The organism is Enterocloster aldenensis (assembly GCF_003434055.1).
GTDB lineage: Bacteria > Bacillota > Clostridia > Lachnospirales > Lachnospiraceae > Enterocloster > Enterocloster aldenensis.
In genome coordinates this window covers 119960-145316 of record NZ_QVEX01000004.1, presented here as the reverse complement: position 1 = coordinate 145316, position 25357 = coordinate 119960, and the positions used below count along the sequence as shown (strand labels likewise).

The 25357-nt window shown below is 51.2% G+C and carries 24 protein-coding genes and 1 tRNA gene; 5 read left to right on the top strand and 20 right to left on the bottom strand.

What is annotated here, in order from left to right:
* Positions 1–68: 68 nt before the first annotated feature.
* From DWX59_RS10720 to gap, 11 genes are all read right to left on the bottom strand, one after another.
* Positions 69–1001: a nucleoside 2-deoxyribosyltransferase gene (locus tag DWX59_RS10720; RefSeq protein WP_117558888.1), complete on the bottom strand. Its 933-nt coding sequence runs from the start codon at positions 999–1001 to the stop codon at positions 69–71.
* A 25-nt stretch (positions 1002–1026) separates the two neighbouring features.
* Positions 1027–1860, bottom strand: coding sequence for a carbohydrate ABC transporter permease (locus tag DWX59_RS10715; RefSeq protein WP_117558886.1), 834 nt, complete (start codon positions 1858–1860; stop codon positions 1027–1029).
* Positions 1861–1868: 8 nt separating this feature from the next.
* Complete coding sequence (locus DWX59_RS10710) at positions 1869–2738, bottom strand: carbohydrate ABC transporter permease (RefSeq protein ID WP_117558884.1); 870 nt, start codon at positions 2736–2738, stop codon at positions 1869–1871.
* 32 nt (positions 2739–2770) lie between these two features.
* On the bottom strand, positions 2771–4129 hold the full coding sequence (locus tag DWX59_RS10705) for an ABC transporter substrate-binding protein (RefSeq protein WP_117558882.1): 1359 nt from the start codon (positions 4127–4129) through the stop codon (positions 2771–2773).
* Between the two features lie 29 nt (positions 4130–4158).
* Positions 4159–5010, bottom strand: coding sequence for a purine-nucleoside phosphorylase (locus tag DWX59_RS10700; RefSeq protein WP_227116050.1), 852 nt, complete (start codon positions 5008–5010; stop codon positions 4159–4161).
* A gap of 104 nt (positions 5011–5114) precedes the next feature.
* Positions 5115–6680: a response regulator transcription factor gene (locus DWX59_RS10695; RefSeq protein WP_117558880.1), complete on the bottom strand. Its 1566-nt coding sequence runs from the start codon at positions 6678–6680 to the stop codon at positions 5115–5117.
* Positions 6677–8401: a cache domain-containing sensor histidine kinase gene (locus tag DWX59_RS10690; RefSeq protein ID WP_117558878.1), complete on the bottom strand. Its 1725-nt coding sequence runs from the start codon at positions 8399–8401 to the stop codon at positions 6677–6679. The genes DWX59_RS10695 and DWX59_RS10690 overlap by 4 nt, the downstream gene beginning before the upstream one ends.
* Before the next feature lie 181 nt (positions 8402–8582).
* The gene (gene gpmI / locus DWX59_RS10685) at positions 8583–10124 is read right to left on the bottom strand and encodes a 2,3-bisphosphoglycerate-independent phosphoglycerate mutase (RefSeq protein ID WP_117558876.1); all 1542 of its coding nucleotides are present in this window, start codon (positions 10122–10124) and stop codon (positions 8583–8585) included.
* Positions 10125–10217: 93 nt separating this feature from the next.
* Positions 10218–10970 carry a triose-phosphate isomerase gene (gene tpiA, locus DWX59_RS10680; protein ID WP_117558874.1) on the bottom strand — a complete coding sequence of 251 codons (753 nt, stop codon included), beginning with the start codon at positions 10968–10970 and terminating at the stop codon, positions 10218–10220.
* A gap of 94 nt (positions 10971–11064) precedes the next feature.
* Positions 11065–12279 carry a phosphoglycerate kinase gene (locus DWX59_RS10675; RefSeq protein ID WP_117558872.1) on the bottom strand — a complete coding sequence of 405 codons (1215 nt, stop codon included), beginning with the start codon at positions 12277–12279 and terminating at the stop codon, positions 11065–11067.
* Between the two features lie 107 nt (positions 12280–12386).
* Positions 12387–13418 (bottom strand): type I glyceraldehyde-3-phosphate dehydrogenase, encoded by a 1032-nt coding sequence (gene gap / locus DWX59_RS10670; protein WP_117558869.1) that lies wholly within the window; start codon positions 13416–13418, stop codon positions 12387–12389.
* Between the two features lie 302 nt (positions 13419–13720).
* Here gap and DWX59_RS10665 point away from each other — a divergent pair, with 302 nt between their 5' ends.
* Complete coding sequence (locus DWX59_RS10665) at positions 13721–14530, top strand: histidinol-phosphatase HisJ family protein (protein WP_117558867.1); 810 nt, start codon at positions 13721–13723, stop codon at positions 14528–14530.
* Positions 14531–14638: 108 nt separating this feature from the next.
* On the opposite strand, the gene DWX59_RS10660 is transcribed toward DWX59_RS10665, so the two are convergent.
* The gene (locus DWX59_RS10660) at positions 14639–15967 is read right to left on the bottom strand and encodes an N-acetylmuramoyl-L-alanine amidase (protein ID WP_235845007.1); all 1329 of its coding nucleotides are present in this window, start codon (positions 15965–15967) and stop codon (positions 14639–14641) included.
* 170 nt (positions 15968–16137) lie between these two features.
* On the opposite strand from DWX59_RS10660, the gene DWX59_RS10655 reads away from it, so the two are divergent.
* The 4 genes from DWX59_RS10655 to DWX59_RS28685 all read left to right on the top strand — a co-directional run bounded on the left by DWX59_RS10655 (position 16138) and on the right by DWX59_RS28685 (position 18083).
* Positions 16138–16641, top strand: coding sequence for an RNA polymerase sigma factor (locus DWX59_RS10655; protein WP_227116053.1), 504 nt, complete (start codon positions 16138–16140; stop codon positions 16639–16641).
* Positions 16642–16656: 15 nt separating this feature from the next.
* The gene (locus DWX59_RS10650) at positions 16657–17544 is read left to right on the top strand and encodes an anti-sigma-V factor RsiV (RefSeq protein WP_330666056.1); all 888 of its coding nucleotides are present in this window, start codon (positions 16657–16659) and stop codon (positions 17542–17544) included.
* A 176-nt stretch (positions 17545–17720) separates the two neighbouring features.
* Positions 17721–17912 carry a hypothetical protein gene (locus tag DWX59_RS10645; RefSeq protein WP_117558863.1) on the top strand — a complete coding sequence of 64 codons (192 nt, stop codon included), beginning with the start codon at positions 17721–17723 and terminating at the stop codon, positions 17910–17912.
* A 6-nt stretch (positions 17913–17918) separates the two neighbouring features.
* Positions 17919–18083, top strand: coding sequence for a hypothetical protein (locus tag DWX59_RS28685; protein WP_165642186.1), 165 nt, complete (start codon positions 17919–17921; stop codon positions 18081–18083).
* Positions 18084–18116: 33 nt separating this feature from the next.
* Here DWX59_RS28685 and DWX59_RS10640 read toward each other — a convergent pair whose 3' ends face one another.
* The 8 genes from DWX59_RS10640 to nifS all read right to left on the bottom strand — a co-directional run bounded on the left by DWX59_RS10640 (position 18117) and on the right by nifS (position 25314).
* On the bottom strand, positions 18117–19379 hold the full coding sequence (locus DWX59_RS10640) for a DUF4179 domain-containing protein (protein ID WP_117558861.1): 1263 nt from the start codon (positions 19377–19379) through the stop codon (positions 18117–18119).
* Complete coding sequence (locus DWX59_RS10635) at positions 19369–19890, bottom strand: RNA polymerase sigma factor (RefSeq protein ID WP_117558859.1); 522 nt, start codon at positions 19888–19890, stop codon at positions 19369–19371. The genes DWX59_RS10640 and DWX59_RS10635 overlap by 11 nt, the downstream gene beginning before the upstream one ends.
* Positions 19891–20130: 240 nt before the next feature.
* Positions 20131–20219, bottom strand: a tRNA-Ser gene (locus DWX59_RS10630).
* 91 nt (positions 20220–20310) lie between these two features.
* Positions 20311–21117 (bottom strand): DUF6612 family protein, encoded by an 807-nt coding sequence (locus DWX59_RS10625; protein WP_117558857.1) that lies wholly within the window; start codon positions 21115–21117, stop codon positions 20311–20313.
* A 134-nt stretch (positions 21118–21251) separates the two neighbouring features.
* Entirely contained in the window at positions 21252–22274 is a 1023-nt protein-coding gene (locus tag DWX59_RS10620; protein WP_409337933.1) for an N-acetylmuramoyl-L-alanine amidase, read from the bottom strand.
* A 314-nt stretch (positions 22275–22588) separates the two neighbouring features.
* Positions 22589–23665: a tRNA 2-thiouridine(34) synthase MnmA gene (mnmA, locus tag DWX59_RS10615; RefSeq protein ID WP_117558842.1), complete on the bottom strand. Its 1077-nt coding sequence runs from the start codon at positions 23663–23665 to the stop codon at positions 22589–22591.
* The gene (gene nifU, locus DWX59_RS10610; protein WP_117558840.1) at positions 23662–24099 is read right to left on the bottom strand and encodes a Fe-S cluster assembly scaffold protein NifU; all 438 of its coding nucleotides are present in this window, start codon (positions 24097–24099) and stop codon (positions 23662–23664) included. The genes mnmA and nifU overlap by 4 nt, the downstream gene beginning before the upstream one ends.
* Positions 24100–24126: 27 nt before the next feature.
* Positions 24127–25314, bottom strand: coding sequence for a cysteine desulfurase NifS (nifS, locus tag DWX59_RS10605; protein ID WP_117558838.1), 1188 nt, complete (start codon positions 25312–25314; stop codon positions 24127–24129).
* Positions 25315–25357: the final 43 nt, after the last annotated feature.

Genomic DNA, 25357 nt, shown 5'->3' with positions numbered 1-25357 from the left:
GACCGTCTTTTCAGAAATATATCCATCCACATGGCTATCCGCATAGCTATCACGTAGATACCCCTCAACTATTCCCCAATCACCCTCACAAGTTCCTCCAGGGATTCCACCACCTTCTCAGACGAATAACAGTTCATGCTGTTAAGCTGGCACACAAACCTGCCCGACATATGGATCCGCTGTTTATTGCTGGAGTATACAATGGGTTTCCGGCCGATTCCATATGCAATCCCCCCAAGGACGGCTGAGTCAATATTGGGTTCCGCCGCATCAAATAGCAGGATGGCCTGGCCGCTTTTTCTCAGGCGGTCAATATCCTCCTCAATATCGCCCTGGTTGTCCCCTGTCACACAGGTCTTTCCTGCTGCCTGGATTGCCGATTTAATTTTCTCAAGTAGCATCTGTCCGGATTCCGTATATTTAAAATTAGGATCCAGGTAATAGTCATACTCCACCGGCAAGGACTGGATGGGTACAGGGGCCGGTCTGGGCATCCCGAAATCGTGGATCAGATTGTTTTTAAAAACCGTCAGGGCCCGTTCCAGCACATCCATGTTCCTCTGCCTGTAATCCGTTATCTCCTGATTCAGATCCGAAACAGCCGCAAAATTTGAAATATGCTCCACCAGTCTGCTTGCATGGTAAAAATCCTGTGAATCCCCCATTGAACTGGTGAAAATATCCGTGGAGATGATGTTGACCGGATATCCCCATGCGTACCCACATCCAATTTCAAACCCACAGCCCGGGTCATAGGTCCATCCGTCAAAATACCCCACCACCCCGCTGCAGTCAGCCAGGGCCTGCACATCCATTTCAAATATTCCCGCCTCCTGGCCAACGCTGGTATTGTTAGTGCTCTTAAAAGGAAGGTATGGCTCTTTCATATCAGCCAGAAGCCCCTTGTCTATCCAATCAATGATTCTTTCGTATAAATCAAGGGCAATCAGGCGGTCATTTACATTATAAATCCTGTTCTGTATATATAATTTACTGGACATCTTCTATTTCCTTTCTCATGTAAAGTTAACTTTTTACGGCTCCGGCAGTCATTCCTGCCATTACCTGCTTATTTAATATAAAGAATACTATCAGTGTGGGCAGTACTGTCACGGATACAGCCGCAAAGGTAAGCCCCCAGTCCCTCAGGCCGAAATTATTGATGAAATCATTCAGTCCTACCGGGACTGTTTTCATTGCGCTGGTACTGATGAACGTATTTGCGAATGTAAACTCGTTCCACACAAATACAAACTCAAATATGGCAATGGTTGCAATGGCATTATGCAGAAGGGGCACAATGATTTCCAGGAATATACGGAAGGAACCGGCGCCGTCCATATAGGCCGCCTCAATCAGGGCGTCCGGTATCTGGTCCAAAAAGCCAATATAGAGGTACATGGCCATGGGTATGGCAAACCCTACCTGCGGTATAATCAGGGACCAGTATGTATTCTTAAGCCCCAGCCTGTTGTATACCCCGAACATGGGGACCAGGGATACAAAAATGGGAATCATGATGCCCAGCATGAAGAAGTTGCGCACCAGGGTACGTCCCCTAAACTGCATTTTGGATAAAGGATAGGCTGCCAGCGCCCCCAGCACCACGATTCCTGTAAGGGTTATGGCTGCCACTACCACGCTGTTCTTAAAATAGGTGGGTATCATGGAATCCAGAAGACTTACATAGTTTGCAAGCGTAGGCGCTGTTGGCAGGGCATAGGGCGGGTTCATCAGATGCTCCTGTGATGGCTTGATGCTGGACAGGAAAATCCACAGGATGGGATAAGTCTGTATGACCGCCACAAGCAGGATCAGGCAGTAAAGGGGCAGCCGTTTCAGGGATTTTATGTTTTTCATGCTCCTCCTCACTCCTTCCGCTTTGTCAGGGCATTGATAAGTCCGAAAATCGCAATACATTCCACTACAATAATCAGGCTCAGCGCACTGCCGTATCCATATTCCATGTTGTTAAATGCCGTCTTATACATATAGGTTGCCATCAGCTCGCTGGCATATCCCGGACCTCCGTTTGTCAGGACAAATGGACCTTCAAATGCCTTTAAGGTGCCAATGACCGCCAATACGATACAGTTGATGATAACCGGGCGGATCAGGGGCAGCCGGACATAGAGCAGTGTCTTCCAGTAGCCGGCCCCATCAATGGAAGCCGCCTCAATGACCTCGCTGTCAATGGAGGTAAACGCTGAGTGGAACACCACCATGTACAGTCCCCAGAAACGGTATGCCTCGGCGATTGCCACCACCCACAAGGTCAGGTCCATGTCTGCCAGGAACGCGGTTTTCAGATGTGACACCCCGACCGCTCCCAGAAATGCATTGACCACGCCGTCCGGGCTGATGGCTAATAACTTCTTAAAGGTCTGGCTCATGGCCATACCGGATATGACCACCGGGGTAAACAGGATTACCCTGGTGATATTCTGTCCCTTGCGTATCTGCTGGACCAGGATGGCCAGGACAAGGCCTCCGCCCACCTGGAATACGGTGCCGACGGCAGCATATTTCAGGCTGTTAAATAGGCAGGTGGGCAGGTTTGGGTCCTTGAACATCTTGGCGTAGTTACTTATTCCCACAAACTTCATTTCCGTAATACCGTTCCAGTCCATGACACTGTAATATATGGATGAAAATATGGGAATCAGGACCACTGCAAGATATACAATGAGGGGCAGGGCAAGGAAAATGTATGGATCCTGTTTTCGATGTAGACACATGTGGAATCCTCCTCATTCTAAGGTCTGCCAGGTTATTGAAAGAACTTGGGGGCATTTTCAGCAATAGCGGCGTCAATGCGCTGGGCAAATTCCTCAGGCGTTATGGCGCCCATACCCAGGTTGACAATCTCCTTGTTCATCACCTCAACCGTGGCAGAGTCCATGCGCACATCCCAGCTGTATCCGTAATCTGTCAGGTTGTTGCAGTCATCCATGACCTTCTGGTCAAAGTCCGAGAAGGTTCCCAGCGTGGTGTCAAAATCCATGGGCGGCATGACGCTAGTCTTATAAAATGCAGTTTCAGGATAACTGTCCAGCACATATTTAATAAAATCCTTTAACTGGTCATCATATTTATCCTTGCTGATGGACGTGCCTGTGCCTGCATTGGCCCACATATCGGTCCTGCCATTCACCGCTCCTTCCATGGAGGGCATGTAGAAATATGCGTAATCGTCTTTCAGTTCCCTGTTTTCATCCATGAAACTGCTGAACTGCCAGGTACCGATGTAATAGATTGCAGCATTTCCTGAAAGGAAATTCTCAAGGGCGCTGGTATAGTCGCTGGTGGACCAACCGGGCTGGAAATATTCCGTTCCCAACTTCTGGAAGAAATTGGCTGCCTGGATGCCCACGGGGTCACTCATCTTCGCCTGCCCCACCTTCAGCTTCTCAATGTAATCATTGCCCTCCAGACGATAGGGGATAAAAGCCATCCAGCGTAACAGGGCCCAGCCCGGCCACGTGGAGATGGGTGTGATCCCGGCATCCTTTAGCTGCTGGCAGGTATCCAGTAATTCATCAAAGGTTTCCGGCGTCTTCTGGATTCCGGCCTTTTTGAATAAATCCTTGTGGTACCAGAAATATTCAATGTTGTTCTCCCATGCAAGGCTGTAGAGTTTACCGTCGGACAGACGCGCATAGTTTTCCCCAATGTTCATCATGCGGTCATAGCCCAGGTCTTTATACAGGCCGTCCACATCCACCAAGGCCCCGGTAGAGGCAATCTCACTGAGCAGGGTATCTCCCTCGCTGTCAAACAGATCCGGCAGTTCGTTGCTGGCAGCCAGGATCTTCAGCTTCTGGTTATAGGTGGAACGGTCGGAAATCACTTCAAACTCCACTTTTACATCCGGGTTTTCCTTCATATAATCTTCAGCAATCATGTTCATGGCAGGCCATGAGGAACGCACGGTCATCCAGGTAATGGTCCGTTCCTTTGTATCTGTTTTACCATTCCCCGCCTTTTCCCCATCCTGTCCGGCCTCTGTCTCCGAAGGGCTGCCGGAGCCGGAAGAACCTGTCCCGGATGAGGGGGCGCCGGAACATCCCACGCTTGAAAGTGCAATCACTGCGGCCAACAACACTGAAATCATCTGCCTGCTTCTCATTATCCTTCTCCTCCTTATCACCTGTGCGCCTACATTTCCTCTACAATCCGGTTCAGCAATTTCACGGTCTTCTCAGATATCTGCTCCATGACCTGGATGACTTCATCGTGGCTGGTCTTACCCGAGGAATGGATGCATGTCATGTTGGTTATGCACGAAATGCCCAATACCCTCATTCCGCAGTTGACAGCCACCATATCCTCCGCCACGGTGGACATTCCCACCACGTCGGCCCCCAGGACTGCATATGCGCGGACCTCCGCGGCAGTCTCATAGGTGGGGCCGGGCCAGTAACCGTACACGCCCTGCTGTATCCTGATTCCCATATCCTTTGCACATCTGCGGGCCAGTTCCATGTACTCCGGGTCATAGGGCCTGCTCATATCGGTAAATCTCGGTCCCAGTTCCTCCAGGTGTGCTCCCCTCAGGGGCGGCGGGCAGAAGTGTGCCAGATGATTCTCGATGATCATCAGGTCCCCCGGGACGAAATGTCTGCTCACGGCCCCGCAGGCATTGGTGAGAATAAGGCTGCCTGCCCCCAGCATGCGCAGTACCCTGACAGGATAAGTGATTGTCTGGGTGTCATACCCCTCGTAATAATGGTTCCTTCCCTGCATCACGGCAATGCATTTTCCTGCAATCTCCCCCATGAATAACCGGCCGCTGTGTCCGCTGACCGTCGGTCTTGGGAAATTAGGGATGTCCTCATAAGGAATGATATCGGCATTTTCCAGCTGGGACGCGTAATCCCCAAGCCCGGAGCCTAAAATCATGGCAATCTCAGGTACCTTTCTTGTCCGGCTCCTGATATAATCCACTGTTTCCCTGAGGGCAGACATCATTAAGCCTGCATCTGTGTAATCTAAGTTTTGAATCTTCATGTCCCGACTCTCCTCTGTGTTTTATGGTTCCATTGTAAGGTGAGCCGGTAATTTTTTAAATCCGCCTTTATTTTGGATTGTTGGGCCATTTTCAAGAATCTCTTTTATTCAAGCCCTATCTTTGTACGCTTATAGGTGTCCGGTGTCATGCCCACATATTTTTTAAACTGCTTGTTAAAGTAGCGGTAGTCGAAATATCCCACCTTCCTGCACACATCCTTTGCCTTTTCCCCCTTTTCCAGCAGCCCTGCTGCCTGGCGGATGCGGACCTGGGCCAGATAATGGCTGTAGGCAACCCCCTCTTCCTTTTTAAACAGGACGCTCAGATATGTGGGGTTCATATGGACCTGGTCCGCCAGGGTTTCTAGCGTGATGCTCTCGGCATAATGCTGGTCTATGTATTTTTTCACCACGCTTACAGGGTGTTCCCTTTCCGTATTCCGGTCCTGCTCCACCTCCAGCAGGAAACGGTCCGTCATGCGGCGCGCCCAGTCCGTCATTTCCTCCGCGGATTCCAGGTCCATGATTTCACTGTGGCTGATGACAGGCAGCCTATCTTCCCCAACACCACCGGATTCCAGCGCAAGCTTTTTCACCAGGTATACCAGGTCCAGGCATTCGTTCCTCAGTAGCTCCGGCATGATTCCCTCCTTAGCCAGGTAGGACAGGTATGCCCCGGCCTGTTTCCTGAACTGGCTGTAATTCTGCAGACGAAAATTAAACTCCATGGAATACTGGCTGTCCGTAATCTCAGCCGGAATATGGTTCCGATACTCCACATCCCCGCTGCGCACGATTTCCTCCGATTCCAGGAAGCACGCATAGTTCTGGGCGCTCCTGGCCTCTGCAAACGCGTCCTTCAGCCCATAGATGCCCTGATGTATGCTGCTGATTCCCCCATAAAAGGATATGCCCTGGTCCTCCAGCGCCTGCCTTTGCCCGGATATCTCCTGATAAAAGGGAAATATCTGGCATTCCTGGTTGAAGTATACAAAATACAGCTGCTCCTCCACGGTCAGGGTGTAAATGTCCAGGCTGTGGTTCCCTGCAATGGAAAATGTCATTGCATGGATCAGTTTCCGGTATTCATCCACGCCAGACTCCTTCCAGGATAATTTCCCGGCGCATAACACGGCCAGCTCAGTTGAAAAGCTAAGATATTCCCCCACCTCCAGAAGCCGCTCCATGTTTGCAGCTTCCATGGCGGACGGCTGGTTCATCAGGTCGTACAGGGCCTGCTCCACCATAACCCGGTTTACCTGCTGGGTGCGCTCCTTCATGCGTATATAATTTTTCTTGTAGTCCACCAGGTTGGCGGCCTTTTTAAGGGCGCCCCGCAAATCGCTGACCGTAACCGGCTTTTCCAGATAGGCAAGCACGCCCAGACCAATGGCCTGCTGGACATATTTAAACTCGCAAAATCCGCTGAATATGATGAACACCGTGTCCGGAAAACGCATCTGGGCCTGTTCTATCATCTCCAGGCCCGACAGTCCCGGCATGCGGATATCCGTCAGGACCACATCGGGATGTTCCCTGTATATCAGCTCCAATCCCTGGTTCCCATCTTCTGCCGTGCCTGCCAGGTCCACATCCGGCTCCCGCTTCAATACCATGGCCATGCCTTTTAAGACTACGTTTTCATCTTCAATCAGAACCACTTTTATCATTCCTTTACCCCCGCCCGCAACGATATTTTCACCTGTACCCCCTGTCCGGGGCTGCTCTTAAATTCCACCTTTGCATCATCACCATAGACAAGGCGGATGCGTTCCAGACTGTTCCTCAGGGCGTATCCTTTGGAAAGGGAGGCATCCACATCCATGCCAACCCCGTCATCCGCCACCTCAAAACACAGGAAATCCTGCTCCCTGTAAACCTTTATGACAACGGTGCCGCTTCCCAGCTTAGGCTCCAGCCCATGGTAAACAGCATTTTCCACAAATGGCTGAAGCAGCAGCTTTATGACTTTATATCCCATCAGGCTTTCATCGGCCTGGATGTCCACATGGATCTTCCCTTCAAAACGGATGTTCTGGATATAGAGATAGCTTCTGACAAAATCCAGCTCCTTCTGTATGGGAATGAACTTTTCCCCTTTGCTGAGGGCAATCTTAAACACATCGCTCAATGCCTTTGTAAGCTCCGCCACATCCTCGGCCTCATGGAGGATGGCCATCCAGTAAAGGGAATCCAGGGTATTATACAGGAAGTGGGGATTGATGTTGGACTGAAGCAGCTCCAGTTCCGCCTCCTTATTCTTAAGCTCCACCCGTGTGACCTGGTCGGCCAGGGTAAGCTTTTCATTTACCATACGGCTGAATTCCTGGCCGATGGCGCCTATCTCATCATCCGGAAAATCTGTTTCCAGGCAGCGCTCCCCCTCCCCCACACGTACAATATCATCCCTCAGCTGGTAAAGGGGCTTAGTAATCCGGTTACACAAAAGAACCGTCAGCACCAGCAAAAGGACTATGGTTATCGCCAGCCCATTCATAATAATGCCCTGTATCTTACCTGCTTCACTTAACAGGCTCCGGTTCTGCACCATGTGTACCAGCTCCCAGCCCATTTCCGAGCTGCCATACCTGGACAGATGATAGTCCGGGTCCCCCTTTACCAGAATGCGGGCAATCTCCTGCTCCTCCATGGCTGCGCCGGATGACAGGACCACATCATATCCCCCCTCCTCCTGTTGTTCCACCACAGCATATGCGCCTTGCTCTGGGCGGTAAGAGGGAAATACCTCTTTTAAAGCCGCTTTGTCAAAGTTCAATATCATCATTCCAATCACATCCTGGGTATCGAGGTTCTTAAGGAGCTTGATGCAGGAAAACTGCTCCCTGTTCCCGGTAATTACATTCCGGCCCGCGAACCCCTCATATCCTTTTTGCGCTGCCGCCTTCTTAAACCATGGCGTGGCTGAGATAACACCATAGTCCGCTGCGTCTGCCGCAGACCTGCCCTGCCCCGAGTCATCCAGATAGAACAGCCTTCCCCTGGAATCATACAGATAGATTGACCTGGCGCCGGAAAATCCCATGATATACTTTTCCATCGCATTGTCCAGATCCACGAACAGGCGCTCTTCTATCCGTTTTCCACCTGACCGGGAATTGCTGCTTATCGTAAGGTCATTTTGAAGAACCGGGTCTGCCAGCACATTCCTGGTAATGTCACGGTAGGAATCCAGATAATGGCTCAAAATGATATCTGCTGATTCAAGGACCTTTAGATAGGATTCCGAGTTTGTCTTTATGAGCATGGCGCTTGTCATGCCGTATATCATCACCCCCAGCAGGATGACAGCCGGAATGATGACCCCCAGCTGTACGGCGATTATACGGTTCCGAATCATTTTCATATTAAAGAATTTTTCCAGCCGTTTCATATGACAGGCACCTCCAGATGTTTTTTCCTCCTCTCATTATATGGCAGGGGAGCGTATTGGCACAAGTGCCCTATTTTTAGATTGGTGTGTGTATTTTGTGATTGGGGCGCAAAAAAAGACCGGGCAGTCACGGCCGCCCGGCCTTCTCATACATTATAATCCATTAAACTCCAATCAATCCTTACTTCACCAGCAGGGACTTTCCGGTCATCTCCACAGGCTGCTCCATTCCCATCAGCTCAATGAGGGTTGGGATGATATCGCACAGGGCGCCTCCCTCGCGCAGCTTGTAGGCTGGGTCCGCATTCACCAGGATGAACGGGACAGGATTGGTGGTGTGGGCCGTAAATGGCTCCCCTGTTTCATAGTCCACCAGCTGCTCCGCATTGCCGTGGTCCGCACAGATGAACATGACGCCGTCCACTTCCTTGATGGCCTCCACTGCGCGGCCCACGCAGGCGTCCACTGTCTCGATGGCCTTGATGGCAGCATCCTCCACGCCTGTATGTCCAACCATGTCCGGGTTGGCAAAGTTGATGATGATTACATCATACTTGCCTGATCTGATAGCTTCCACCAGCTTATCGCACACGCCATTGGCGCTCATCTCAGGCTTTAAGTCATAGGTGGCAACTTCCTTTGGTGAGGGAACCAGGATACGGTCCTCGCCTTTGTTGGGTTCCTCCACGCCGCCGTTAAAGAAGAAGGTAACGTGGGCGTACTTCTCAGTCTCGGCAATCCTTACCTGGGTCTTGCCATGGGCTGCCAGGAATTCGCCAAAGGTATTGGTGATGCTCTCCTTCCTGAATGCAACCAGCTTGTTTTCGATGGTTTCATCATAGTCGGTAAAGCATACGAACACAAGGTCCAGTTTCTTATCCCTTGCAAAGCCGTCAAAGGACGTGTCGCAGAACGCGCGGGTGATTTCCCTTGCACGGTCTGGGCGGAAATTGTAGAATATCACGGAATCCCCGTCCATAATGGTTGCGGTTGGCTTACCGTCCTTTTCAACCACGAAAGGTATCACGAACTCGTCTGCCTTGCCATCATCATAGGATGCCTGGATTCCTCCGGTGGCGCTTGCGGCCCGGTTTCCCTCGCCCTTTGTCAGCGCATTGTAGGCCAGTTCCACACGGTCCCATCTCTTGTCACGGTCCATGGCATAGTAACGTCCCATAACGGATGCCACTTCTCCCACGCCGATTTCCTTCATCTTGGCTTCCAGGTCAGCCACAAATCCCTTGCCGGATTCCGGAGGGGTGTCGCGGCCGTCCAGGAAACAATGCACATACACCTTGTCAAGGCCATTCCTCTTAGCCAGTTCCAGAAGGCCATAGATGTGGGTGTTGTGGCTGTGGACACCGCCATCGGACACAAGGCCGAACATATGAAGGGCAGTGCCGTTCTTCTTGCAGTTTTCCACCGCGGTAAGGAATTCAGGCACCTGGAAGAAATCACCGTCCTGGATGGACTTGGTGATCCTGGTCAGTTCCTGGTAAACAATGCGGCCTGCCCCCATGTTAAGATGGCCCACCTCAGAGTTGCCCATCTGGCCTTCCGGAAGTCCCACTGCCATCCCGCTGGCCTCGCCCTTTACAAAGGGGCACTGGCTCATCAGCTGGTCCATGACAGGAGTCCTGCCCTCGCACACAGCATTGTGGTCGCAGTTGCTGTTAAGGCCGTAGCCGTCAAGTATCATTAATACGGTTGGTTTCTTGCTCATATTCAAAAATCTCCTTTTTTTCCATTGCTGTCAAAGAGAATGATGCCCTGCAGTCAGCTTCTTTGGCCGCAGGGCAAATACATTGCTTGCTTATTACTTATTGTAGTTGACAATTTTCCCAAAATCCGGTTTAAGGGAGGCGCCGCCTACCAGACCGCCGTCAATGTCAGGCTGTGCGAACAGCTCCGGCGCTGAGGATGCGGATACGGAGCCGCCGTACTGGATGCGGATGGCTTCTGCTGTTGCATCATCATAAATCTCACCGATGCAGGCACGGATGGCTGCGCATACTTCCTCAGCCTGTTCCGTGGTTGCTACCTTGCCTGTGCCGATTGCCCAGATTGGCTCATACGCGATTACAGCAGTCTTAGCCTGGTCAGCCGTCACATTCAGGAACGCAATCTTAATCTGCTGACGGATCCAGTCAATGGTGATGCCCTGTTCCCTCTGGGTTAAGGACTCGCCGCAGCAGACAATCGGGGTAATGCCGTGTTCAAATGCCTTCTGCACCTTCTTATTCACTGTCTCGTCTGTCTCGGCAAAATACTCGCGTCTCTCGGAATGCCCGATGATTACATACTTTACGCCTGCATCCGTGAGCATGTTAGGGGCAATCTCGCCTGTGTAAGCGCCTTTTTCCTCATAATACATGTTCTCCGCGCCAATGCAGATATTGCTTCCCTTGGCAGCTTCCACAGCCGGGATGATGTCGATTGCGGGTACGCAGAATACCACGTCCACATCGTCATTTGCTACCAGTGGTCTTAACTCGTTAACCAGGGCAACTGCCTCTGAAGGTGTCATGTTCATTTTCCAGTTGCCTGCGATGATTTTCTTTCTTGCCATGATGGTTCCCCTCTCCTTGCACTTAGTGCCTGGCGATACTTAGCAAAGTCTTTATGGGCCTCATATCGCCGAAGTTTCCGTATCAGTTATACTATTATTTGTTATCTGCAGCCGCAACACCCGGCAGTTCCTTGCCCTCTAAGAATTCCAGGGAAGCGCCGCCGCCAGTGGAAATGTGTGTCATCTTATCGGCAAAGCCCAGTCTCTTAACAGCATTCACGGAATCGCCGCCGCCGATGACAGTGGTTGCATCTGTCAGTTCAGCAACCGCACGGCAGATTTCCAGTGTACCTTCTGCAAAGTTGGAGAATTCGAATACGCCCATGGGTCCGTTCCATACAACGGTCTTGGCGCCCTTTAAGGCATCCTTGTAAAGAGCAATTGTCTTAGGTCCGATATCAAATCCTGACCAGCCGGCATCAATCACATCCACTACCTTATGCTCTGTGTCATTGGAAAATTCCTTACCCTCTACATGGTCAACCGGAAGCAGCAGCTTAACGCCCTTCTCCTCTGCCTTCTTAACCATCTGAAGCGCGTAATCCAGCTTATCGGCCTCACACAGGGAATTGCCGATTTCCTGTCCCTGGGCCTTGGCAAATGTGTAAGCCATGCCGCCTCCGATAATCAGGGTGTCAACCTTGTCAAGGAGGTTGTTAATCACGTTAATCTTATCAGAAACCTTTGCGCCGCCCAGGATAGCCACAAAGGGGCGGACCGGGTTCTCAACCGCCTGTCCTAAGAACTTGATTTCCTTCTCCATCAGGTAGCCTACCACGTTCTCCTTGGTATATCTTGTAACACCCACATTGGAGCAGTGTGCCCTGTGTGCGGTGCCGAATGCATCATTGACAAAAATGCCGTCGCACAGATCGGCCAGTTCCTTGGCATAACCTTCTGTAGCAGCATCGCCATCCTTGAACTTGGTCTCTTCAATCCTGTAACGTGTATTCTGAAGCAGAAGAACCTCGCCGTCCTTTAATTCAGCGGCAACCTTCTGTGTCTCAGGTCCGGTAACCTTTGCATCATCCACAAACTTAACTTCAACGCCCAGTCTCTCGCTGAGGGCCGGTGCAACCGGTGCAAGACTCATCTCAGGTACAGGCTCGCCCTTTGGCTTGCCCAGATGGGAACACAGGATAACCTTTGCGCCCTGGTCAAGAAGCTTCTTGATGGTTGGGATGGCACCGTCGATACGGTTGTAGTTCTGGATGACGCCTTCCTTTAACGGCACGTTGAAATCGCAGCGCACCAGTACCTTCTTGCCCTGTAAATCCTTTAAATCATCTACTGTTTTCTTATTTAACATTGTATTAATCCCCTTTCAGAGTCTTAAGATTCCATGCAGGAACCCCTGCGCAAAAAAGGGTCCGGTCCAAACGACCGGACCCCTCATGAGTCAACTTATTGCTTCAATTAGCCAAGCTCAGCAAAGTACTTAATGGTCCTGACCATCTGGCTTGTGTAGGAGTTCTCGTTGTCATACCATGAAACAACCTGAACCTCATACAGATCATCCGCAATCTGAGCTACCATGGTCTGGGTTGCATCGAACAGGGAGCCGAATTTCATGCCGATAACATCGGAGGAAACAATGGCATCCTCGTTGTATCCGAAGGACTCAGAAGCAGCAGCCTTCATAGCGGCATTGATGTCTTCCTTGGTAACGCCAGCCTTCTTAACAACAGCTGTAAGGATTGTGGTGGAACCGGTCGGTACCGGAACACGCTGTGCGGAACCGATTAACTTGCCGTTCAGCTCTGGGATAACCAGGCCGATAGCCTTAGCAGCGCCTGTGGAGTTCGGAACGATGTTTGCAGCGCCGGCTCTTGCCCTTCTTAAATCACCTTTTCTGTGTGGTCCGTCCAGAATCATCTGATCGCCTGTGTAAGCGTGGATGGTGGACATGATACCGCTCTGGATAGGAGCGTAATCATTCAGTGCCTTAGCCATAGGAGCCAGGCAGTTGGTTGTACAGGAAGCAGCGGAGATAATCTTGTCATCAGCTGTCAGTACGTTCTCATTAACACTGTATACAATCGTAGGAAGATCATTGCCTGCTGGAGCAGAAATAACAACTTTCTTAGCGCCTGCATCGATGTGTGCCTGTGCTTTGTCCTTGGAGCAGTAGAAGCCTGTGCACTCCAGAACCACGTCAACACCAATCTGGCCCCATGGAAGATCAGCAGCCTTTGGCTCCTTGTAGATGGTAATCTTCCTGCCATCAACAGTAATGGAATCCTCACCAGCCTCTACGGTATGAAGGCCCTGTCCATATACGCCAGCGTATCCGCCCTGTGCTGTATCATACTTTAAGAGATGAGCTAACATCTTAGGATCGGTTAAGTCATTGATTGCTACTACGTCGTAACCTTCTGCTCCGAACATCTGACGGAAAGCCAGACGTCCAATACGTCCAAAACCATTAATTGCTACTTTTACTGCCATGATTCAATTCCTCCTAGTTTGTTAAAAATTATATTATTGTTAAATAATAATCAACCTTCTTACATTGTAATCAATTTCTCTGGAAATGGCAAGTCCTTTTTTCAATTTTTCGCAGGACAGGCTTTTTCTGGAAATTTTTTTCATCCCCTTGGTGATTATGTCCAAATGAATGCTTATTTTTCATTATACCACAAATCTCTACACCTTTATACATCTAAATTATTATTATTACTGGCTTCTATTTTTGGAACTTTCTGTTATAATGAACCTGTTGAATGATTTGACCACAAGGAGAAACATTTATGATTAACGATTGTCATCTGCATACTGCATTTTCCGGTGATTCAGACACACCGGTGCGCAGGCAGATAGAAAAGGCCATGGAACTTGGCATGAAGGAAATCTGTATCACGGACCACCATGATTATGACTCGGGATTCTGCGACACGGATTTCAACCTGGATATCCCCTCCTATCTCTCTGCCCTGAAGGCATTTCAGGCTGAATATGAAGGGCGTATCCGTATTAATATAGGAGTGGAACTGGGACTTCAGGATCATCTGGATGGGTACCTTCATGATTTTGTACGTGAACACGGCTCCAGCTTTGACTTCATCATCGGCTCCAGCCACTTTGTGACGGGTATGGATCCCTATGAACTCAGCTACTGGGAACATTACGGCGAGGAGAGGGGGCTGGAGGAATTCTTCAAGGTATCCTTAAACCGTGCCAGGAACCTTTATGATGTATTTGATTCCTTTGGGCACCTGGATTACATTGTCCGCTATGCGCCTCACCAGAACGCTTCCTATTCTTATGAGCGCTTCAGCCAGTGGATTGACCCCATCCTCATGGTGCTTATCGAACACGGCAAAGGGCTGGAGTGCAATACCGGAGGCCTCCGGTACGGCCTCTCGCAGCCCAATCCTTCCCGCAGGATATTAAAACGATACAGGGAACTGGGCGGCGAAATCATCACCATCGGCTCTGATGCCCATACCCCGGAATATCTGGGCTACGGGTTCCAGGAATGCCGCCGTTTCCTCTTAAGGTGCGGGTTCCGGTATTATACCGTGTTCCATGGACGAAAGCCTGAGTTCATTCCATTATGATCCTTCCATTTCCTGAAAGCCCTGGTACTCCATCCTTTGTATTCCGGCGGCCGTCCTTCCCGGCCGCCGGACAGATGGCGGGAATGAATTTTCAAACACCCCCTGGCACTACAGCTCCTTTATGGCAGCATCCACATCTTTTCTGAACTGTACCCACGCATCTTCATGCTCCACATAATACTTGGGGCAAAGCTTACCGTTGATATCGTAATGGCGTACCACGTCCTTTGAACCCAGTTTAAGTTCCTTACACAGCCAGGCCGTCAGGTTCACAACCGATTCATATGTAACGTCATTGAACCTGCCTGTCTCATCCGGATGGCAGACTTCAATGGAAATGGTGTCTTCATTGCGCGGGGCATTGCCATAGGCGATTTCCGTAATCGGGATACACTGGATGACCTCTCCCTCCAGCCCCACCACAAAGTGGCTGCTGGTGGATGTACCGCTCTTCTGCTGGTCCTGGTCCGCCAGGCTGTCGAAATAATCCCTGTTGTTCTTTGCCGTGCTTCCCGGATTGGCCACATAGTGGATCACGATATTGTTAATCCGCTTCCGGCTCACATCCGGCCTTGAGAAAATATTCTTCCTGATGAATTCCTGTTTTACCCATTCCGGCACTTCCACTGCCTTCAGGTCAATGGTGTAGGGCCGCTCCCATCCCCACAGATAATAACCCCCGCCCAGGCCAGCGCCAACCCCAAGGATCAGCACAAGCAGGAGCGCCATAAAGGGAACACCTTTCCTTTTTTTGCCGCCCCGTGATACTTTTCCCGCGGGATGAGGGGAGAACTCCCCTGGCGCGTCATCCGGCCGGAGCGTGACTTCACGCGGCGCTGATTCAAGAGGCGGCTGGCCGGTCCGTTGATTCCTGGCTTTGGGCGGCCTGGTTCCCGCCGTCCCCGGCCTGCCTCTCCTGCCCTCTTCCTCCGCTGGAACCGTCCGTGCCTGCCTGGTACGGACTTCCTGCGCTTCCCTATTTCCCCGCGCCCTGGAACGTCCATATCCCTGGGATCCGGTCTGCGCCGCGCCTCTTCCCGGTCGCACCGCCCTTCCCATACCTTCATCCAGGCCAGGCGCTCCGTTTCCCGGACGCGCTGCCCTGCCCACACCTTCATCCAATCCGGATGCTCCGCTTCTTGGACGCGCTGCCCTGCCCACACCTCCATCAAATCCGGATGCCCCGCTCCTTGGCCGCGCCGCCCTGCCCACGCCTTCATCCAGGCCGGATGCCCCGCTTCTTGGACGCGCTGCCCTGCCCATACCTTCATCCATACCGGGCGCGCCTCTTCCCGGACGCGCTGCGCCGCCTGTATACGAAGCGCCAACCGGCCTTTCCCGGCCCGGGGCTGTCCTGCTCCCGGGCTCCAGGGGTACCTGGCGGATATCTTCCATTTCCTTATTTAATTCCATATCCTCTGTATGATCTTCCCTCATCTGATGTACACCTTTCATATGATTCCTTTTAACAATATAGCATTTTTCACATTAAATTACAATGAATGTTGCATTTCTGATTTCTTACGATAAAATGTTAAAATAGATGCAACTTAATAGGATCCTCAAACGTCTAACAGACAGAAACAAATGAAAGGAGGATGCATTGCATGGGCTTTCAGAACAATACGGCGGAAACGGAACAGATCCTCACTGAGAACTATGAGCGTTATTACCGCCTTGCATATAGCTATATGCGCAATGAAGATGATGCCCTGGATGTGGTCCAGGAAAGCGCCTACCGGGCGATCAGGGACTGCAGAAAGGTAAGGAATAAGGACTACCTGTCCACATGGATTTACAGGATCGTAGTCAACACCGCCCTGGATATGCTGCGCAGGAAAAAGAAGGAAAACATTACAGAGGAACTGCCGGAGATACCGGTCGAGGACCAATACCAGGACCTGGAGCTGAGGACCGTATTAAACCAGCTGGACGACAAAAGCAGGACCATTATCCTGCTGCGGTACTTTGAAGATTTAAAACTGGAGGACATTGCAGACATTGTAGGCGACAATCTAAACACAGTCAAAGCCAGATTATACAGGTCCTTAAAAAAACTCAGACTGAACCTGGAGGCAGAGCATTACAGGGAAATACCGGATAAGTCTTAGAAAGGAGCCATGCCCATGAAACGGGAACATTTGAAACAGGACGAATCAGAACAGATTAACATGTTAAAGCAGGAATATGAACATATCCCCGTACCGGAAGAAGCCAGGCAGCGCATGAAGGCTGGCATTGACCGGGCAAAGAAAGAACAGAGAGGTGTGATTATCATGAAATCTTTTAAGAAAACAGGCGGTGCAGCCGTTGCAGCCATGCTGACCATAACACTGCTTGCCAATTTAAACCCCACAACCGCCAATGCAATGGAACAGATTCCACTCATCGGCTCCATTGCCAAAGTAGTTACCTTCCGCACCTTTGAAGACAGCCGGGGCAACCTGCAGGCAGACATAAAGGTTCCCCAGGTCACCCTGGACAATGGACAGGGCGCACAGATCCCTGCCAACAAATCCATTGAGGATTATGCCAACGAGCTTATTGCCATGTATGAAGAGGAGGTTGCCAGGGATAACGGCGAGGGACATTACGGCCTGGATTCCAGCTACAAGGTGGTTACCGACACGGACCGCTACCTTTGCATCCGCATTGACACTACACTTACCATGGCCAGCGGCACACAGTACGTAAAGATATTTACCATCGATAAATCCACAGGCAATGTAATCTCCCTTAAAGAACTTCTTAAGGATAAGCCGGGTGTGCTGGACGCTGCCGGCAATAACATTAAGCAGCAGATGGCTGACCAGATGGCTGCCGATGATAATATCATCTATTTCTACAATTCCGAGATGCCGGAGGATGACTTTAAGGGCCTGACCGGGGATGAGAGCTACTACTTCAATGACAAGGGCGAGCTTGTGATTGCATTTGCAGAATACGATGTGGCTCCTGGTTACATGGGGGCTGTTGAGTTCACAATCCCGGCTTCGGTAACCGGAACATTTTAAATCATCATAAAGAATTGCCTTATAAAGCCGTGACTGTTTGTGGTCGCGGCTTTTGGCCCTTAAGCTGCCTTTCATACAGACGGACCGCGGCGGCAGATTGGCTGCATTCCTTCAAAAGAAATGCACCGTGCATATTTTTGCTGTCCCGGTTCCATACTAACCATGAGGTGATGAACATGATAAATAAGATAAATAACGATGAACTGCCCATCGGCTTTACCATGGAGCTGGCCATGCATTCCGATGCCCTGAACCGCTTTGCAGGACTTAGCAAACCAGAACAGGAGAAGATCGTGAACGGGGCCAGGACCATTGAAAGCCGGCAGGAAATGCGCAACTATGTGGAGAACATGTTTACGAAAGGGTGATGAAGCATGGAAGCAGGACAGACCCAAAGACCTATGGAACCCATTGAACTTCCGGGCCGCAACAGCAGCACCTATGGCGACGGGGACATACCGGAAATTGACCTTCCGGGAGCTGACAACGCAACCCCTTCCATACCGGAAGAATGCCCCCAGCGCGGCATGCAGTCCTGATTCGTCAGGGCTGTACATAAACTGCATTTCCCCTTATCCCACCGGCACCATGTAGAACATTTCCTCTGGCGTTGTCCCGCGTTCTGAAGCCGGTTTTTCGAACAGCAGGCTTTCCACCTGTTCCGCGTCCAGTACGCGGTCAATGGCAAACATGGTCCTGTAACGGCTGGATTCCTCTGATTCATATCCCGCGCTTCCTGGTCCCAGATAGATATATGGATACATGGTCCCATCCTTCATGCGCACGCCCATGAGCCTGGGGGGTTCTGCATGGAATTGGGTTTCTGTTACCTGTCCATTTTCATCGGTTGCGGTTCCTGGTTCCATCTGCCGGGGGAATTCATACTCCACTCCCAGGGAAATGGGGGAAATCTCTGCTTTTACCACACTTGCCCCTGTGCTGCCCAATGGCGTGTTTAAACTGCATTCTTTAAGTTCCGGTGAACCGGACAATGTTAAATCAAAGGTCCAGGTGCCGTTAATCTCATTTTCATAAGCCGCCCTGGCAACGGTTCCCAGGCCGGACAGTTCCACGTGGACCGGCTTATTGATGAAAAATCCTCTTTTCTGCGTGTTGGACAGGGTAATCTGGTATTCCATGGTTCCGTCGTCCATGGTATAGTTTTCAATTAAGTTGCCGGCTTCGTCGGTCTGTATCGGGGAGCCGTCCGCATGGATGATCTTTCCGTCCTCTCCCATGATGAAGCCATTGTAAAAGCCCGCAACGTAGTTGAAGCTGTCTTCAGGGGAAGCCTCATTATACCCATTGTTTCCGTCAACCGTAACCTGTATTGTCCCAAAATCAGGCTGTATCCCCGTATCCACCTTATATCCCTCCACCCGGAAGGCAATGTGGGTGTAATAATTGTCCGTTATGCTGTCCACTGCCGTTACCGTAATCCCCTGATCCGTACAGGACTGGTTCACTATGGATGACAGGTGCTTTTCCTGCATCTGTATCTGCTGCTGGTCTGTGACCTGCATGCCCTCGGTAAGGCTTTTGCTGCGTTTCATATAATCGGCCACTGCCGTGATTGTGCCCACGGCCAGCACCGCCGCTGCCGCTGCAATCCATATCTTCCTTCCTGGATGCCTGTGTATCCCCTTTTTCCTGCGGGACCTCCGCTGTCCGCTGTCCTCCTCCCCGTCTGCCGGATGGTTTACCATGGGGCTGCCGGACCTGCTGTTCCCTGCTTCCCTGCGGATGGCTGCAAATGCAGCATCTGCCTTTTTCTGGACAATGTCAGGGATTTCTATCTCTTTCTGTAATGTTTTTATGATATCTTTATTTTTCATATCTGTTCCTCCTTAGTTCCGGGCGGTAATCCCCTGCCAGTTTTTCCCTTCCCCTGGCCAGACGGGTCCTGACCGTGCTCTCGGTGATTTCCAGGATACTGCTGATTTCGTTGATTTGAAAGCCTTCCACATAGTACAGCATCATGATCAGCCGGTACCGTTCCCCCAGCATGTTCAGCGCCTCCTTCCATTCCGTGTCCTCATATCCCTTATCCTGGGACGGGACCTCCGGCACCTCTTCCATCAGACAGAACTGCTTTTTCTTCTGTATGATGTCCCTGCACTTGTTGACCAGGATGCGGGTCATCCAGGTCCTGAAGTATCCATCCTGCTTCAACTGTCCGATTTTTTCCCAGCATGCCAGTATGGTGTCTGATATGGCGTCCGCTACATCTTCCTCATTGCCCAAAACAGAACGGGCTGTTTTGTACATGTTCTGCATCTGCTGCTGCATCAGTTCTGTAAAAGCATCCGCATCCCGCAATTTTGCTTTCTTTATTAAGTTTTCCATTGCTGTTCCTCTCTTTTCTGTACGTACAGTCGCATGTTTTACATGCTTCTATCTATTAGACTGTGAAATGCAGGAAAAAGTCCCATTTTATTTTATTATTTTTGGAAATCACCCGGAACCGGGCCAGAGGGCATGAAAATGTGGGTTTCAGGCATGAAAATACCGCCAGTCCATGAACTGACGGCTTAAGGCTTTAGAGGGCGGGAAAGGATGTCCTGGCCTGCCCTGGGCGTTATAAAACGGAGGAGGAGGGATTTGAACCCTCGCGCCGGTGCTACCGACCTACTGGTGTTCGAAGCCAGACCCTTCAGCCACTTGGGTACTCCTCCAAAAAATGCCAACTACTGCATTATACACTAAATTTCGTGTTTTGTGTAGTAGCTGGCATGATTTTTTTACTCTTTTTTATCTACGGCAGGGTTACTGGTTAGCTGCTGCCGTGATATCGGTGTACTCAGCAATATTAGGAACCGGAACATCCACTGGCTGGCCGGGATCCGCGATACCGACATCGCCGTCCATGCTCATGGTAATGGTCTCACCGTCCATGGTCATGGACATATCCATCTTAAGGCGCATCTTAATCAGGTCATTGTTCGGATTCACAACGTACTCGCCCTTTATGTTATGAAGGCTCATGCTGGTCCCTTCCATCATTCCCGTAAGCCCGGTGGAACCTAATACGGTCTGAAGGAATTCATTCATCCGGCTGTCGTCAATGGTAAACCCGATTACCTTGTTCTCGCCTTCATCCCACAGGTTCATATCCTTAACAATATCGGTCGGAACATCAAAAGCATTGGCGCTGGCCATGCTCTGCTGCATCATGTCTCCCATGGCCATGGGCATCTTAATCTTCTGCCCCAGCATATCCATATACATATATCCGTCCAGATAGTACATGGAATAGGTCATCTGGCTGCCGTCCGGATCGGTCATCCTGCAGTAAGCCATATAACGCATAAGGGCAGGCTCTGTCAGATGGTTCATCTTGACATTCATCTCCAGACGCATGTCAGAGGCAGTGAGGCCCGCGTTCTCAATCATGGAGCCGCCAAATTTAATCTTGAAATCATAGAATGCATTCATATCCGTGATTGCATTACTCTTTTCCTGTACCTGGTCATACAGTGCCTTGGCTTCTTCTGTCTGTCCGGCATATGCGGTCATAGGGCAAAGCAGTGCTGCTCCAAGGACAATAGCCAGCAGACGTTTCATACATTTCATAAAAATTCCCTCCTTATATTGACAATACTTTAACTGTTACACTTATTGTAATCCAGTTTTCAGATTTTGTCTATTATAAGAAGGGTTATGTAAGAAAATGTTAATAAACCAGCAAGGCTTTTATGTACAGTATCTTATGATTGGCCAAAATACTGGTTGATACCGGCCAGCAGGCCGTCTGCCAGTGTGTTCAGGGTTGCCTGTGAATGGTCGGATGCCTTATCCCCCAGTTCAATGTCCACGGACGGGATGGTGGAATAGGATGTCTGGGTCAGGTCCATGGCCATGGAACCGCCGGAGAAGATCTTCACCCCAGCCCCCTTAAGGCCTGCCACCAGGCTTTCCCCCAGCGCATTGTGCTGCTGCCAGTGGGATTTCACCGGCTCCATGTTCCTGTAGGACTCCACATTGGGCACGCTCATATAAAATGCCCCCTTGTTGCTGGTGGTGGAATCCCAGTGAAGGGCAATATGGCAGTCGCTGGCATTATTGGCAATCACGGTCCTTGCCACGTTATCCAGCTGGACGTCATCATTTTCACGAATCATAAGAACATCATAACCTGCCGCCAGAAGCTTATCCTTTAAAATCAAGGCCATGGCAAGGGTTACCTTGCTCTCTGCCGTGCCGTCCGCAAAGGTCATGCCGCCTGACACGGCTGCCGCGGACGTCGCACCTGTTCCGGTGGTGCCGCCTGTTACCTTTGGCGTGCCGTCGGGGTGGCACAAGGTCTTCACGGACGAACCGCCCTTGGTGCCGTGGCCGGCGTTGACACAGATTGTAATGTTCTTCCTGGCCCCTGCCTCTGAACGGTACAGGACGGCCGCCCCTGTGTTGATTTTGGAAAACTCCGCATATTTCCAGGATGGGTTCAGCGTCACCTCACCGCTGTCCGCACAGGCGCCTTGGGCCGGTGCGGCCGTGGTCTTTGGCACCTCCGTGGTGATATATGCAGATGACAGGTAGGCCGTGGAACCATTATAATCAATCCTGGTCCACTCGCTCCCCTTACCTGTACGGGCAAGCCTGGTGCCGGGACTGGCGTATGTAACGATGTTGGAATCACTGTCCGTGCTGCAGGATGAGCGCAGACGGACGCTTCCCCCATCCTCTGTCTTTACATATACCTCATCGTTCACGGGCTCAAATTCAGGCATGGGGGCGGTTGTAAGCCCGGTCTCCACGCGGATGGTTTCGGCGGACGGTCCGCCGGTCCGGATGCCCTGGCCGTCCTGCGCCCCTTGACTGTCCTGGCCGTCCTGCCCCCCTTGGCCGTCCTGTGTCCCGCTGCCCGGTTCCCTCCGGCTATCCTGGCCAGTGCCGTTCCCGCTGTCCGCCTGGCCTGAAAGGGAGGCTTCCGCCTGAAGCCTCAGCTCACTGCTTGATGCATAGCTGCCGCAGCCTGTCAGCGCAAAACTGCCTGCCATGATTCCTGCCAGGGCCACAGCCCCATATCTTTTTATCTGCAATCTCATAAAATCGTACCTCCGCCCGCCACATAATCCCCATCATAGAACACCACGGCCTGTCCCGGCGTAGCTGCCCTGACCGGTTCATGGAACCTGCACTCCACCAGATCGTGTCCAATCTCACGGATGGTGCAGGGGGAACCTTTGTGGCTGTATCTGATTTTGGCAGTAACCTCCATGGGTTCCCCATGCAGGCCGTCTATTGCCATCCAGTTCAGTTTATCGCAGCAGAGGACATTTGTAAATACATCTTTCCCTTCCCCAATCACCACTTCATTGGTCTCAGGCCGTATCTCCACCACAAACACAGGGTGACCCATGGACAGGTTCAGCCCTTTCCTCTGGCCTATGGTATAATGCGAGATTCCCTTGTGCCTGCCAAGCACATTGCCCTCCAGGTCGACAAAATTTCCCTCAGGCACCTGCATCCCGGTGTACGCTTCTATGAAACGGGCATGGTCGTGGTCCGGTATGAAACAGATTTCCTGGCTGTCCGGCTTGTGGGCCACCTGCAGTCCTATATCCGCAGCCATCCTGCGGATTTCTTCCTTGTGGTAGCTGCCCACGGGCATCAGGGTGTGGGCCAGCTGTTCCTGGGTCAGGTTGTACAGGGCGTAGGTCTGGTCCTTTTCCGCTGTCACCGAAGTCTTAAGGGCATATCTTTGGTTTGGGAGCCGGCAGATCTGGGCATAATGGCCGGTTGCGATGTAATCCGCACCAATCGCCATGCTCCGGCGCAGCAGCGATTCCCACTTCACATAACGGTTGCAGGCAATACACGGGTTAGGGGTTCTCCCAGCCACGTATTCGCCCACGAAATAGTCCATCACATTGGTCCGGAACTCTTCCTTGAAATTCATTACATAATAAGGGATACCGAGGTCCATGGCAACCCTGCGGGCATCATCCACAGCGCTTAAGCCGCAACAGCCCCCTTCTGCCTCCTGGACATCCGTATCCTGATCCTGCCATATCTGCATGGTCACGCCGATGACGTCGTACCCCTGCTGTTTTAAAAGCCAGGCAGCCACGGAGGAGTCAACTCCTCCGGACATGCCTACTACAACCTTCCTGCTCAATAGTCTTCCTCTTCTTCCTCTTCCTCAATATTATCCTTGGGCTTCTCAAGTCCCTCGATGGTAATACCGTTTTTCTGTGCATAATCCCAGAGGGCTGCATGGATTGCCTCCTCTGCCAGTAAAGAACAGTGTACCTTAACCGGCGGCAGTCCGTCAAGTGCTTCCATCACCGCCTTGTTGGTCACTGCCATGGCTTCCTGTACGGTCCTGCCTTTCACAAGCTCGGTCGCCATGCTGCTGGTGGCAACGGCCGCGCCGCAGCCAAAGGTCTTAAACTTCACATCCCGTATGATCTGGTTCTCGTCAATGTCCAGATAAATCCTCATGATATCGCCGCACTTGGGATTGCCTACGGTTCCCATGCCGCTGGGGTTCTCTAATTCACCCACATTCCTCGGGTGCTCAAAATGGTCCATTACTTTATCGGTGTACATCTGTTTTCCTCCTGATGAATCTCTGTCTTATTTTTGTTTGCTGTGCTTCATATAATCTTCGTATAAGGGGGACATGCTGCGCAGGTAGGCCACTATTTCCTTAATCTGCCCTACCACGTAATCCATCTCTTCCTTTGTGTTTTCCTCGCTCAGTGTCAGGCGCAGGGAACCATGGGCAATCTCATGGGGCAGGCCGATGGCCAGCAGCACATGGGAGGGGTCCAGGGAGCCGGAGGTACAGGCAGAACCGCTGGATCCGCAGATTCCGGCCATATCCAGTTTAATTAAAAGTGATTCGCCTTCAATGAACTGGAAGGCAAAGTTCACATTATTCGGAAGGCGGCTGGTCCGTGAACCGTTAATCCTGGTAAAGGGAACCTCGTCCATGACCCGGTCCATCAGGTAATCCCTCAACTCCGTCTCCTTCTTTGTACGCTCTTGCATGGTATCCATGGCAATCTCAACCGCCTTGCCGTAGCCCACGATGCCAGGAACATTTTCCGTGCCCGCGCGGCGCTTGCGCTCCTGCGCGCCGCCGTGGATGAAGGAACGGATCTTCACGCCTGTGCGGATATACAGGAAACCGATTCCCTTTGGCCCGTTTAACTTATGGCCGCTGGAACTGAGCATGTCAATATTATATTCATCCACATTTATGGGTACATGGGCAAAGGCCTGTACCGCATCTGTGTGGAAAAGGATACCGTGTTCTTTTGCAATTGCCCCGATTTCCTTAATGGGTTCAATGGTCCCGATTTCATTGTTGGCAAACATGATGGAAATCAGGATGGTATCGGGCCGGATTGCCTTCTTAAGTTCATCCAGCTTGACCACCCCGTTCTCATCCACATCCAGGTAGGTGACCTCATATCCCCTCTTCTCCAGATACTGGCAGGTGTGGAGGACTGCGTGGTGCTCAATCCTGCTGGTAATGATGTGCTTTCCCTTTGAAGCATATGCTTCCGCTGTTGCTGTCAGGGCCCAGTTATCGGACTCGCTGCCGCCTGCTGTAAAATATATTTCATTGGTCTTTGCCCCCAATGCCCGGGCAATGGTCTCCCTTGCATGGTTTACCGCCTTCTTGCTCTCTGTGGAAAATTCATAGACCGAGGAAGGATTGCCATAAAACTCCGTGAAGTATGGGAGCATGGCCTCAACCACTTCCGGCCTTGTCTTGGTGGTGGCCGCATTATCAAGATAAATCAACTGTTTCATATTAAAAATCCGCCTTTCTGTAGTCCTAAAGTTAAAAGCTTCA